Source organism: Pseudomonas massiliensis, assembly GCF_000826105.1.
GTDB classification, from domain to species: Bacteria; Pseudomonadota; Gammaproteobacteria; order Pseudomonadales; family Pseudomonadaceae; genus Aquipseudomonas; species Aquipseudomonas massiliensis.
In genome coordinates this window covers 1,078,548-1,091,277 of record NZ_CCYK01000007.1, presented here as the reverse complement: position 1 = coordinate 1,091,277, position 12,730 = coordinate 1,078,548, and the positions used below count along the sequence as shown (strand labels likewise).

At 58.6% G+C, this 12,730-nt stretch carries 9 protein-coding genes; 3 read left to right on the top strand and 6 right to left on the bottom strand.

The genetic code is table 11. The features are described 5' to 3' along the window. Positions 1-308 precede the first annotated feature (308 nt). The 6 genes from BN1188_RS15880 to BN1188_RS15855 form a co-directional block, all read right to left on the bottom strand. A complete protein-coding gene (locus BN1188_RS15880; protein ID WP_084596242.1) occupies positions 309-4,517 on the bottom strand; it encodes an RHS repeat-associated core domain-containing protein in 4,209 nt (1,402 codons plus the stop codon). Between the two features lie 5 nt (positions 4,518-4,522). After that, on the bottom strand, positions 4,523-4,978 hold the full coding sequence (locus BN1188_RS15875) for a DcrB-related protein (RefSeq protein WP_040262382.1): 456 nt from the start codon (positions 4,976-4,978) through the stop codon (positions 4,523-4,525). Between the two features lie 41 nt (positions 4,979-5,019). After that, positions 5,020-5,622 carry a hypothetical protein gene (locus BN1188_RS15870; RefSeq protein ID WP_040262381.1) on the bottom strand — a complete coding sequence of 201 codons (603 nt, stop codon included), beginning with the start codon at positions 5,620-5,622 and terminating at the stop codon, positions 5,020-5,022. Positions 5,623-5,634: 12 nt separating this feature from the next. After that, the gene (gene tssI, locus BN1188_RS15865) at positions 5,635-7,485 is read right to left on the bottom strand and encodes a type VI secretion system tip protein TssI/VgrG (RefSeq protein ID WP_040262380.1); all 1,851 of its coding nucleotides are present in this window, start codon (positions 7,483-7,485) and stop codon (positions 5,635-5,637) included. 93 nt (positions 7,486-7,578) lie between these two features. Further along, a complete protein-coding gene (locus tag BN1188_RS15860) occupies positions 7,579-8,292 on the bottom strand; it encodes a hypothetical protein (RefSeq protein WP_040262379.1) in 714 nt (237 codons plus the stop codon). Continuing rightward, positions 8,293-9,324, bottom strand: coding sequence for a hypothetical protein (locus tag BN1188_RS15855; protein ID WP_052469301.1), 1,032 nt, complete (start codon positions 9,322-9,324; stop codon positions 8,293-8,295). Positions 9,325-10,210: 886 nt separating this feature from the next. On the opposite strand from BN1188_RS15855, the gene BN1188_RS15850 reads away from it, so the two are divergent. The 3 genes from BN1188_RS15850 (at position 10,211) to tssC (ending at position 12,713) form a co-directional block, all read left to right on the top strand. Beyond that, complete coding sequence (locus BN1188_RS15850) at positions 10,211-10,597, top strand: hypothetical protein (protein ID WP_040262378.1); 387 nt, start codon at positions 10,211-10,213, stop codon at positions 10,595-10,597. A 67-nt stretch (positions 10,598-10,664) separates the two neighbouring features. After that, positions 10,665-11,195, top strand: a complete 531-nt coding sequence (tssB, locus tag BN1188_RS15845) for a type VI secretion system contractile sheath small subunit (protein WP_040262377.1) — start codon at positions 10,665-10,667, stop codon at positions 11,193-11,195. A 15-nt stretch (positions 11,196-11,210) separates the two neighbouring features. Next, positions 11,211-12,713: a type VI secretion system contractile sheath large subunit gene (gene tssC / locus BN1188_RS15840; RefSeq protein ID WP_040262376.1), complete on the top strand. Its 1,503-nt coding sequence runs from the start codon at positions 11,211-11,213 to the stop codon at positions 12,711-12,713. The last annotated feature ends 17 nt before the right edge of the window (positions 12,714-12,730 follow it).

Sequence of the window (12,730 nt, the reverse complement as noted above, 5' to 3'; positions counted from 1 at the left end):
GCACTGACTTAATATCCGGCTTTCACCATAATCAGTTAGGTTGATGTCCGCATAAGTCGCATTCTGGATGTTGGTCACAGTGCACCTAGTCACATTTGAACTACTTAGTTTTATGACGATGGTATCATAGTCTTCACCCCATACCCCCCATTTTGCAACAGAAATCGCGGGCTTTTGTCTGATATGCACGTTGATAGTGGTATATCCAAATGAATTGATATCGACTTGCGGCACTACCACCTTTTCAATCAGCCCATTAGGAAATAGCTTTTCAAGGAAGTGCTTTCCATCAACAAAATCTAAAAGATTCAACGCTTGATACCTGGAAAGTTATAATGTCCATTAGTTTTTGAAACATGGCCAGTTCGCGGATTTTCCACTGGGCGAACGTTAAAATGCGGCTCCGCACCGTTCAAGGGTGTAGCTTTAACATGTCCCATACTATGCTCCTGAATAATAATCTCTTTACCATCTCGATTTATATAATGGTACTGACGGGTTTGAATTCGCGCTCCTCCTCTTGCTAATACCGCTTTTCCATAGCCATCTTCCAAAACCTCCCTGCGGACGGTAGGGTGTTGAGTTTGTTCAATGCCAGCGTCTCGTTTCGCTTGCCTGAACGCATCTCTGCGACTCACCCCCTCATAACTTGTCTTCTTATTTGGACCGCATACCCAGCCAAGAGGATCCACCCACCCCACCGGGCTCGGCGCATACTGGTACAGGTTATTCCCACCCAGCAACCCAATCGGGTCCTGCGTAATAAACCGCCCCACCCCCGGATCGTAATACCTGAAGGTATTGTAGTGCAGCCCCGATTCCAGATCGAAGTACTGGCCCTGAAAGCGCAGGTTCTGCTCGACCTTGTCGACCTCCAGTGAGTCCAGCCCACCCCAGGCCTTGAAGGTGGCTTGCCAGACGATTCTCCCCTCGGCGTCGGTCATTTCCAGCGGGATGCCGATGGGGTCGGTGTGGAAATAGTAGGTTTTCTGGTCCTGGCCTTCCAGGTTGTCGACCCGGGCCAAGGGGGCGTAGCTGTCGGGTTCGTAGACGTACAGCCGCTGGCCTTGCGGGGTTTGTTCCTTGAGCAGGCGCAGGCCTTGCCATTGGAAGGTCTTTTCGCTCGGGGTGGGGCTGTCGGGCGTCAGGGCCTTCTTCCTGATGCGCCGGCCGAGGCTGTCGTATTGGTACCAGCCTTCGCTGACCCGTTTGCCCTCTTTCCAATGCTGGGTATGCACCAGGCGGTTTTCGCTGTCGTATTCGAAGGTCTGGACATCGATCCCGAACGGCCCGGTGCGCTTGGTAACGAGGTTGCCCCAGGGATCGTAGTCGAAGGCCTGGTTGTCCAGTTTCTTCAGGCGGTTGTCCGCCACCTTGTCCAGTTTGCGCGCGCCCTGGTCCAGCCGGTTGGCGGCGGGGTCGTAGCGAAAGTGTTCGCTGTCGATGAAGCGGCCGGTGTTGCGGGTGAGCAGCTGGCCGTTCGGCGCGTACTCGTACGTGATCTCGCCGCGCAGTTTGTCTAGGGTCCTGGCCAGCTCCCCGGCCGGGTCGTAGCTGTAGCGGCGTTCGGTGGGGCTGCGGCTGTCGTCCAGCAGGAAGGTGGGCGGAAACTGAGGACTGTGGAGGCTGGAGAGCTTTTTCGCGTCCACGAACGAGGCGTACTGCCAGGCGCGGCGGCCCATGGCGTCGTAGCCGAAGCGGCTGGTGAGCGCGCCCTGGGTGCGGTAGATCTCACGGTGAAGGTCATCGCGTTCGATGTCGCAGATGACCTGGCCATCGAGGTTGAGCTGATGCAGGTGGCCGCTGCCGTAGTACAGGTGGTTGAGCTGGCGGCCGTCGGAGAGTGTGAGGGCGGCCAGGTTGTGCAGCGGGTCGTAGTCGTAGCCCAGGGCGCCCTGGGGGGTGGTTTCCTTGATCAAGCGGCCCAGGGGGTCGTATTTGAACTCAAGCGTCTCGGCACTCACGCCAAGCTTGCGGCCGCTGTCGGTGGGGGTACGCTGGATTTTCAGCAGACGATCGGCGATGTCGTATGCGTAGTCATGGCGGGCATCGCCATTGACCTTGGCGGTCAGCCGGCCGATGGGGTCGCGCTCGAACTCGGTGATCCGTTGCGGCTGTTCTCCCTGTTCGCCGTAGCCGATTTCCTGCAGGCGGGTGAGATGGCCGCCGCTGTCGTAGCTGAAGCGCCGGATGAGATTGTCCACCCGCACCTCTTCGATCAGCCGGTCCGAGGCGTCGTAGTGAAAGTCATAGCGCTTGAAGTTTTCATTGACCAGGGCCGTCAGGCGCAGGGCCTTGTCGTACTCGTAGTGCAGCAGCCCGCCCTTGGCGTCGGTTCGCAGGCGCGGCAAGCCCCGTTCGTTTCGCAACAGGCGCGTGCTGTGGCCTTTGCCGTTCGTATGCGTCAGCACCTGCCCCAGGGGATTGTAGGTAAAGGCATCCTGGGTGCCGTCGGGATGCCTGATGCGCAGGATCTCGCCCGCGGGCTGGCGCTCGAACTCGGTGGTGTTGCCCAGCGCATCGGTGACCGCGGCCAGGTGGTGCCTTTCGTCATAGCGGTAGGTGGTGACCTTGCCCGAGCAGTCCTGAAACCTCTCGAGCTGGCCCAGGGCGTTCCACCACAGGTGTTTGGACTTTTCCGTGGCATCCACCACCGTGTGCGGCAGGCCGTCCTCGCCGTGGAAGTATTCGGTGCGCTGGCCCAGCGCATCGTATTCGGCCAGTAGCGTACCCTTGTCGTCGTAGCGGGCCTTCCAGGTGGCGCCGTCGGGGTAGCTCACTTGGGTGATTTGGGTCGTATCCTGGTGGTACTGGTACCTGAAGGTGCGCCCCAGAGGGTCGGTTTCCTCGGTCAAGCGACCCAAGGCATCGTACTGCAGGGCTATACGGTTACCGTCGGGCAGCGTCAGGCCCGTCATGTTGCCGTGCTCGTCGAGTTCGAACCGGTAATGCTCGCCGCCGAAGTCCTGGCTGGCCGTGACGCGGTGGTCCTTGTTGAACTCAAACCGTGCCTGGCGGTTCAGGGCATCGGTGACCTGGGTGATACCGGCCTGGAAATCATAGGTGTAATGGTAGTGCTCGCCATCGCTGGTCCAGTGCTCCACCACGCGGGGCTGGCCGTCTAGGGTTTGCCAGCGGTATTCGCAGGCCAGGCCCAAGGCGTTGCTGTGCCGGGTCATCACGCCATCGGTGTAGGAAAAGTAACGCGTGGTGTCGCCGTTGCGATTGACCACCTGGCTGAGCTGGCCGTTCGGGTCGTAGCGGTAGGTCACCAGGGTTTCCACGGCCCGGTCGCCGACGATGCGCTTGACCTCGGTCAGGCGACCGAGCGGGTGGTCGTAGTGCAAATGAACCCGGGTGCCGCCGGTGGCGGTGATGTCGGTTAACTGCCCCTCGGCCGTGCGCGTGAAATGCAGGAAATGGCCATGAGCGTTTTCGATACGCTGCAGCGGCACCGGGGTATTGTCTTCAGGGATTTCACCGAAGTAGAAAAACAGGTTGTCCAGCGTCTGCAACAGGTAGTGGCCACCCTGGGAGCGGACCAGGTACAGTTGCTCATGCGGGTTGTAGATGCGCTCCCCTGGCTGCAGGCTGACGAAAGGGACGCTGCGGCCCTGGGTGTCGGTCAGGTACAGGCGCTTGCCGGTGCAGCGCAAGCTCTGCTCCCAAGGCAATACCCAGCCCTGGCCCAGCACGCTGTCGACGGTGAGGTCGCTGGCGTAGAAGCGTGCCCATTCGATGGGCATCAGGCCTGGAAGGCTGAAGTCGGTTTCGTGGGTGTCCAGCAACAGCTTGCGGCCCGTGGTGCCGTCCACCGGGTTACCCGTGAGCGCCGCGGCGACCCGGTTGATGGCTGGGCCGACGACCGCACGACTGGCCACCTCCCCCATCACGAAACCGGCGGTGAACTTCAGGGCGCAAGGCAGCGCCGCCTTCAGGCCTGCCTGGGTACCGATCTTGAGTACTTGGGCGATACCGCCCGCCACGCCTGCCACGGCCATGAGCGCGCCCACGGTGGTGCGTAGCCACTGGGGCACCTCATCGTCCACCGGCAGGTATCGGTAGGTGCCGCCGCCGATGACCACGTTGCCCGAACCACTGGAAATGGTGGCGCCGCAGGTCAGCTTATCCCCCTTGCGCGCGGCGGGCTTGCCGTTGATGAAGACGTTGGTGGACCCCTCCGCCACCTTCACCGGGCCGGCGTGCTTGTCACAGGCGCCCAGGCTACCTTCGACGAACGCGGCGGGGCGGCCATTGATGAACACGTTGGGCGAGGCCGTGGTGATCACCCCGGCGGGCGAACTGAACAGGCTGCCCATGGCTTCGCCGGCGGCGGTGAGCAGGCTACCTCCCAAGCCTGCCAGGATACCCGCCAGCAACGCGGCGCCAAAGCCGCAGGTGAAGGTGGTGATCGCCACCGCGGCGACCAGCGCGATACCCAGCGCAGCGCCAACCAGGAAACCACCCAATGCGCTGGTATGGCTGATTTCGTCATGCAGGCGAGCCGCTTCATACATGCGCTCTACTCCTCGGCGGCGCCTGGCGCTGGCTGGCGCGGCGTGAAGCTGTCGAGCATGTCTTGCCAACTGGCGGTCTGCTCAGCGGTGAATTGGCTCTGGCTGGTGGTGGAAAACACCAAGGCCCGCTCGGGTGCGATCAGAAAGGCGGCCTGGCGCTGGTAGTAAGGGCGCCCGTCGCTCAGGTAATAGGCGTCCACCTGAATCCCAGCGATGGGCAAGGCTTTCGAGAGGCTGGCTGCGTTCTGGCCCAATACCCTGTAACCGCGCAGTTTCGAGGCCAGCAGTTTCAGCTGACGCTCGACATAAGGAGCCAGGGCTTCACCGGGCAGCAGGTCATCTCGCGAGACGGTGATACTGAGCGGAGCAGGCATGCTCTTGCCCAATACGAACATGTTGACGGTGCGGTCCTGGTAGCCCTCGGGGAGTGCGAGGCTTCCTTCCTGTAGTTGGTAGTCCATAGGGTCAATCGCCGTGAAGAATAAGGAATGAATAGCGATGCTCAGGCATCCGCGACCGCGGCAAGCATGTCGTCGAAATGGATAAGCCAAGTCGCCAACCCGGGCTGGGAGGCATCCATGACGGACAAGACACTTAGCCACTGACGTTGGTCAGCGCCCAGCAACGGCACTACTGCGCCAACCAATCGACCATGGCGGTTCTGTGCGCCAGCCATGAAACTGAAGTCGACCGCCTTGGCTTCGCTGCCGCCGAACAGGCAGTCGTATCGACGGATAATCCGCAGGTCCGCGTATGACTGGCACGCCGCATCGACCTCGGCATCGAACAGTGGCGCGAGTTCGTCAGTCCCACTCAGTTCGCGGCGCTTGATTTTCAGCGTGACGGGTTGCCCATCGCATTCGACGCCCATATCGACGTCACGAAACGCAAAGCCAGCAGGCAGTTCGAAGCTAAAGCCTCCCAGGCAGATGCGGCTGGGCTGCGACGTCATCTCAATAACAGGAACTGGCTGGGGCGCCAGGGCAAGCGCAGCGGCTTCAGTGGCGGCTTTGGCAGCCGCCTCGGCCTGGTCATGCGCCCGCGCCTTCTGAGCGCGGTAATGCTCCTCATAGAGCTGCAGGATGCTTTTCTTTCTCAAGGTCATGGCAGCGTCAACTCAGTCATTGATTTGAACGGCCTTACCAGTAATGGTCGTTTGGCCCGTACTAGTGGTGACGATGATCTCGCCTTGAAGCTTGATGGCTTCAGGGGTGAGCGCGATGCTGCTGTTACCGACCTTGAGAAGGATGTATTGACTGGCGCTGATCTGAATGAATCGCTGGTCTACCTCAAGCGTGAACGAGCCCTCCTCAACCCTCACTGCTGCATCTTGCTTGATCACTTCCGTGTGCGTTCCGCCCACCGCGATCCTGCGGTTGTTCCCCACTGTGTGCGCCTCATCCACTTCGATCTCGGTGTCCATGTTTCGCTCGGCGTGAAGGCTGAGCTGTTCCTGGCCGGGCTTGTCCTCGAAGCGGAGGAAATTCGCCGTACCGCCATCGCCCTTCAACGACCGCGTCAGGAATCCGCTCTGGGTCTTGTTCGCCGGCAACGGCCAGGGCGGGGTGTTCATGCTGTTGTACAGGCTGCCGGTAACCAGGGGCCGGTCCGGGTTGCCGTCCATGAATGACACCACTACTTCATCACCGACGCGCGGGAGTTGAATGGCACCGAAGCCGCCGCTGGCGCCGGCCTGCACCACCCGTACCCAGCAGGAGCTCTTATCATTGAAGTCGCCCTGGCGGTCCCAGTGGAACTGCACCTTCACCCGGCCCAATTCGTCGGTGTAGATTTCCTCGCCCGGCGGGCCAACCACAATGGCCGTCTGCGGGCCGATGATCTGAGGCCTAGGAGTTGCCAGCCGCGGCCGATATGGAACTTTCTGCCTGATACAACGAATATTGTTGTGGTAGCTCGCTACCTGACCGCGGTAGTTGTTATGGCCCTCGTGCTCCACCCTAACAATCAGGAACCGGCGATCCTCCAGGCAGTCACTGTCGTGAAGATAATGCTGGGTCAAGGTAAATGCATAGCCTGGGCGCAGGACGCGGCAGTTACTGGCGCCTATGAACACCTTCGCGTCCACGTTAAGCGCTTCGAAGTGACGACGGATAAAGGCATCACCTTCCTCGTAGTTCCCATAGGTGTACTGGCCGGCGTAGTCATAGACCTCATATGCAGGTGCCTCGCCTTGATCGATAAGGCCGGACATGCTGACGGGCAACCGATTGGCAGGCTGCCGATAATCGAAAGTCTGCATGGATACTCTGCCGGGAAGAAAGCTACGTTCGCCAGCCCAAAGAAATATGCTGTCGGCCCACTCAGTCACCCCGGTTCGGTGGAAGCGAATGACGGGTTGCTCGGGTAGCTGAAGCAAACGAGTAGAATCATCCGTGATAATCATCACATGGGTATCAGGGGTATGTTCGAAGTAATAAAAGAGGCCCTCTTCTTCGAGAATACGTTTTACGAATTCATTATCACTTTCCCTATACTGGGTCAGGTAGCTACGAGGCTTGAGGGGGGTCGTGAGCCTGAATTCGTAGTTCGCTAGAGACGCATGCAGCGAGAACACCTGGCGTACCACATCCTCAATTGTCTGATCTTGAAAAATCCGCGTATCGACGCGACGCTCGAGCAGACTGAACCAAGGGCCAAGCACGGCAGCATAGCGACACCTGTGCCCGTCGCTTCCAGTGTTGGCAAACCCCAGCACATGCCCATGGATGAAACGGCTACCGCCGTCTGCGAGTGCGATTTCAATCCGTGCGGCTTGCGTCATCGCGGCCTTGAGCTCAATGTCGGAAACATCGCTAATCAGGGCGAGCTTGAACTGGAAATCTTCGCAAAGCCCTTCTGCACCTGAAAACGCATCCAGCAACAAGTCGCCAGCTCCCTGTACAGGCAGCGTGAGCTTGAACAATCTTTGGTGCTGAGACCTTAGCGGCGAAGATATTTCTACGGGCATGACAGCTCCCTTCCCTAATCTGAGAAAGTTCTATTTTTTTGAAACAGCGAATGCAACTAACGCGACTACGAAAAAATAAGATACGCCCATTGACTATCGAAACCAGCGAGCAAACCTGACGACATACGAGCCACGACGCGCGGCACGGATTTCATCTATCCAATAAAATGTATAGGTTATCTCCAAGTCACGACTAGTCCTTGCCAGATGACGCAAACCACGAAGACTTTCTCTACATATAAAAACGATACTTACCAAAACAAAGGTCCCAAGCGCAACAATGATAGCCTCAGCTATCAACCCGTCTAACTTTCCCGTTATCATGGAGCCTGTAGACACTGATGCCCCTCCTATGAAAAAGGGAGACGTTTTCGTGGGAGCCTGTGCGTCCTTTTGAGTCAAGCTTTGTATTCGGTTACCCGGCACTATCAAGGGCATATCTCTTGGCTCGCTGCTAATTACATATAACAAAAGGAAGCCCACACTAAATATAGGGGTAACAGCCAGTACCTTCCGAGTTATCTGTTCGCCGGTCCCATCCTCGGCCATGGCAAAAGCGGGAAGAGAGCAAGCGAGAAGCAGGAGGGAAATCATAGTCACAGCAAACACAATTGAAACGTAACGAACATAATTCTCACAGAAATAAACTAAATAAATAAAAATCCAAGCCAGCGCGATGAACAGCACCACACTGAATAGTTGCCAGTGGGGCATCGCGAAACCGCTTAGAACAAAGGTCACCATCACATAGAAAAACAGCAACCCACCAAAAGCGGCTCTTCGCATCACAGTGAAGTTGATATGCATTCAACCACCCCAAACATAGTCACCCACCCTATGATTAAGGCCGGTCTTATCCAAACCGTACTGTGCAAATTGCCCGGCCATTGCCCCTATGGCCAAAATGACAACGAAAGGAAGGGTTCCTCCCGTCAAAACAGAGGCAATACCCACCACTATCGTCGGCACCAACCAAGACGCTGCCAAGGCTGCAACGTTTACTGGCTGGGTGTAGGTAGATCTACGGAGAAAATCACGGGCGTCTTTGGCATTCGTGTAATCCGCTATTGCCTGCGGAACTACAGCCAGAACTGTGCCGACAATCGTACTTGAGGCGATCCTCAAGCCTCCCCTCGCGCCGTTCGCCTTTAGCACCGCTCGTTGCATGAGAGCGGCGCGCGTTGAACTCGCGGGAATCAATGCGCTGGATGCGGGCATCTTACCGCCAATCAAATAACGGCTGGCCATTGTCGTCACCGGCACATCCAGGTAGTGTTTGCCGGCAAGAGTTACGAACTTCACTCCTCCTTGGGCCAATTTTCTAGCGGCCTTAGCACGTGTCTTGCCTTTGGCGCGAGACCATTGAGAGAGGGCTTTTTTGCGCGCGTTCGTCAGGTCCAGCAACTGATGCATAGGTTTGGTCGCCGACGCGGCGGCGACTAGGGTACCGGCGGTGACCATGGTGCCGGGCAGGCTGGTGGGGGAAAACAACAACGGGCCAATTTCAGGGATACTTTCGGCCGCTTTCTGGAGGACGGACAGTTGTTCCAGAGTAGCACGCCCGCCGCGCTGGACCTTTTGCATCAGATCATGCAGCAGGTTCGCTTTTTCCAAGGCCTCATCAGGCTCCATGACGATGTCCGGGTCCCCGAGTTCGTAGGCAAGGAACAGGGCCGCGTGGTAATCATCGATCGAGTAATACCCACCGATACTTGGGCCGCCGCGGAACTCACCTACGGAGTTTTCCGGGAAGGCTGTGTAACTGCGGCCGAGCATTCCGGGGTCGGGCCAAATGCCCTGACGGTTTTCGGCAGTGCAGAGGTAATTTGACTTACGCATCAACGCACACTCCAGAACATTCTGCAGGTACCCTGTAGGCGTAATAGGTCCGATGACATTTGGGCATGGGTCTCCTAGACAATGCAAACGCCAGAAAGCGGGCGGCACTTCGGCATCCAGCCATAGCGAACTGTCCGACGCGGGTTCGGGCTCAGGTTTAGTGCGGAGAAACGATACCGCCACCAGATTTCAGGTCAATCTTGCGCGATATTTTGTTTGGCGTTATACGCGCGTATAGGCGCGCGCCAATGACGGCCGAGTGTGATAGCGACGAAAGCCACGGATTAGAGGCGCCCAGCGGGAGCGGCATTACTTCAAGCCGAAATCAGCCAAATTGTAACAAACGGCATTTCCTGTAGTTCGTACTTGAGGATCGCCTCAACGTCCGCAGCGGCTGTCGAGAGATCAATGTCCCGACACTATCTGATACATATGTGAATCTAAGGGCAACGCAGGGAAGCTCACTGACAGTGCGAAGGAAAGGCATTGCGCCGTTCCTACTTTCCTTGAGCGAAGTTGAAATATTGATCCAGGTCATACATTTGGCTTAGTTACAATTTCGTCTGCAGCGCTAACACTTCCCTGCAGCCCCCTAATTAGACGGCTTGAAGCCTTTGGAGGATGACCGAAAGAGCAAAAAAGGCAAAACGCTATCAGTAGGCAAGATCATTTAAATCGATAAATATTTGCGGCGCCTTGGAATTTTCAGGCGCTCGCGCTGTCACGGAGCACCCGCTCCATCGTCTCGCTACGCCTATTTCAAACTGCCATCGAACGATGGCCTGGGCTGGCAATGATTGCCAGGCCCACCGTAACCATTGGCTCCAGCTCGCCTCCGAAACGACTCAGTACCGGTGGCAGATATTTCTCTAGGACGAGGGCGGTAATGATCCAGGCGTTTGACGTTGATGCATTGATCCGACTACAGGCGCAAGCCTGTGCCATTTCGGATGCGCTCAACGCCCAGGCAGCGGGCTACCTCAACACCCTCCCGCAACTGATCCGTCCGCGGAGAAGAACCCAAGGCCTGAACCGCGCGCTGAAGGGCCTGCGTTTTCCAGTGACCTTCGAACGCTTGAAAGCCCGCTGCAACCCGGCGTTGTGCCTGGTCGGCTCGCCAGTCAGCGCCAGCCTGCCCAATGAATCGGTGATCCGCAGTGGCACGCAGGGCGCCGGCAGCCATGGTTTCGAGCAACTGGTGGGGCGAGAAAGCGTAGCGGGCATCGAAGCTGCCATTCGTCAGCGCCCGTTGCTGACCTTCGACGGACTGTAACCAGCGCGCCCTTCCCAGGGCGCGGCAAACGAACTGCAGCGAGGCACTCGCTCAAGGAGAGATCACCATGGCGAAGACGGAAAGTACCCAGCACAAGCTTGACCGTGTTCGCTCCCCACGGGTGCACATCACCTACGACGTGGACATCGGCGACGCACAGGAAAAGAAGGAGCTGCCCTTCGTGGTCGGCGTGCTGGGGGACTTCTCCGGCCACCCGCTGGAGCCGCTGCCCAAGCTCAAGGATCGCAAGTTCGTGTTCATCGACCGCGACAACTTCAACGGCGTGCTCAAGGGTATCAAGCCGCGCCTGGCCTACCGGGTGGACAACACCCTGGCCAAGGACGGCACCCAGTTGGGGGTGGAGCTGAACTTCAACAGCATGGAAGACTTCGAGCCGCAAAACGTGGTCAAGCAGGTCGAGCCCCTGCGCAAGCTGCTGGAGGTGCGCAACAAGCTGGCGGACCTACGCAACAAGATGGGCGGCAACGACAAGCTCGAGGAACTGCTGATGGACGTATTGCAGAACACTGAGAAGCTGAAAACCCTGGGCAAGGAATTCGGCCGCGAAGCAGCCGTGCCTGCCGACACCAAGAACTGATCCGGGAGCCCGACGATGAACCACAAGCAAACGGCGCCGGAACTGGACAGCACCCTGGTCGAAGTGGAGAACTTCGCGCCCCAGGCTTCGCTGCTCGACAGCATCATTTCCGAAAGCCGCGTGGCCCGGTCCGAAACCGAGCGCACCCGCACCCGTGACCTGATCGGCGAGCTGGTCGGCCAGGTGCTCGAAGGCGAGATGACCCCCAGCAAAGACCTGATCGCCGTGCTCGACGCGCGCATCGCCGAAATCGACGCGATGCTGTCCGAGCAGATGAACGAGATCATGCATGTCCGCGAATTCCAGCAGCTGGAAGCCTCTTGGCGCGGGCTCAAGTACCAGGTGGACCAGACCGAAACCAGCACGCACCTGAAGATCCAGCTGCTCAACGCCTCGAAGAAGGATCTGCTGCGCGACCTGAAGGCTGCTTCGGAATTCGACCAAAGCGCGCTGTTCAAGAAGATCTATGAGGAAGAGTACGGCACCTTTGGCGGCGCCCCTTTCGGCATGCTGCTGGGCGACTACGAGTTCACCCGCAGCCCCGAGGACATGTACCTGCTCGAAGAAGTGTCCCATGTGGCCGCCGCCGCCCACGCGCCATTCATTTCCTCGGCCTCGCCCGAGTTGTTCGGCTGGGACTCCTTCACCGACATGTCCGGCCCCCGCGACCTGGCGAAAATCTTCGACACCGTGGAATATGCCAAGTGGAAATCCTTGCGCAGCTCTGAAGATTCCCGCTACGTAGGCCTGACCCTGCCCCACGTGCTCGGTCGCCTACCCTATGGCCCGGATACCGCGCCGGTGGAAGAATTCAACTTCGTCGAAAGGGTCGACGGTCGCGACCACCACAAGTACCTGTGGATGAACGCCGCCTACGCGCTGGGCACCCGGGTGACCGATGCGTTTTCGCGCTACGGCTGGTGCGTGGCCATTCGCGGCGTGGAAGGCGGAGGCCTGGTGGAAGGCCTGCCCACCCATACCTTTCGCACCGACGACGGTGAAGTCGCGCTCAAGTGCCCGACCGAGATCGCCATCACCGATCGCCGTGAGAAAGAGCTCTCCGACCTGGGGTTCATTCCGCTGGTGCACTGCAAGGGCACCGACTACGCCGCCTTCTTCGGCACCCAGTCGGTGCAGAAGCAGAAGCAGTACAACACCGACCTCGCCAATGCCAACGCACGGCTGTCTGCCCAATTGCAGTACATCTTCGCGACGTCGCGCATCGCCCACTATATGAAGGCGATCATGCGGGACAAGATCGGCAGCTTCGCTTCGCGCAAGGACGTGGAGCTATTCCTGAACAAGTGGCTGGCCAACTACGTGTTGCTGGACGATACCGCCAGCCAGGAAGCCAAGGCCAAGTTCCCGCTGCGCGAGGCCCGTGCCGAAGTGGTCGAGGTGCCCGGCAAGCCAGGCGTATACAAGGCCGTGACCTTCCTGCGACCTCACTACCAACTGGACGAACTGACCGCGTCGCTGCGCCTGGTGGCTGAATTGCCTCAGGCCACCCGCGGATAGGTTTGCGATAGGTTGCG

Coding starts and splice junctions, on each gene's coding strand:
- BN1188_RS15850 (WP_040262378.1), top strand. CDS start 10,211: ATGATCCAGGCGTTTGACGTTGATGCATTGATCCGACTACAGGCGCAA.
- BN1188_RS15855 (WP_052469301.1), bottom strand. CDS start 9,324: ATGCGTAAGTCAAATTACCTCTGCACTGCCGAAAACCGTCAGGGCATT.
- BN1188_RS15860 (WP_040262379.1), bottom strand. CDS start 8,292: ATGCATATCAACTTCACTGTGATGCGAAGAGCCGCTTTTGGTGGGTTG.
- tssI (WP_040262380.1), bottom strand. CDS start 7,485: ATGCCCGTAGAAATATCTTCGCCGCTAAGGTCTCAGCACCAAAGATTG.
- tssB (WP_040262377.1), top strand. CDS start 10,665: ATGGCGAAGACGGAAAGTACCCAGCACAAGCTTGACCGTGTTCGCTCC.
- tssC (WP_040262376.1), top strand. CDS start 11,211: ATGAACCACAAGCAAACGGCGCCGGAACTGGACAGCACCCTGGTCGAA.
- BN1188_RS15875 (WP_040262382.1), bottom strand. CDS start 4,978: ATGGACTACCAACTACAGGAAGGAAGCCTCGCACTCCCCGAGGGCTAC.
- BN1188_RS15880 (WP_084596242.1), bottom strand. CDS start 4,517: ATGTATGAAGCGGCTCGCCTGCATGACGAAATCAGCCATACCAGCGCA.
- BN1188_RS15870 (WP_040262381.1), bottom strand. CDS start 5,622: ATGACCTTGAGAAAGAAAAGCATCCTGCAGCTCTATGAGGAGCATTAC.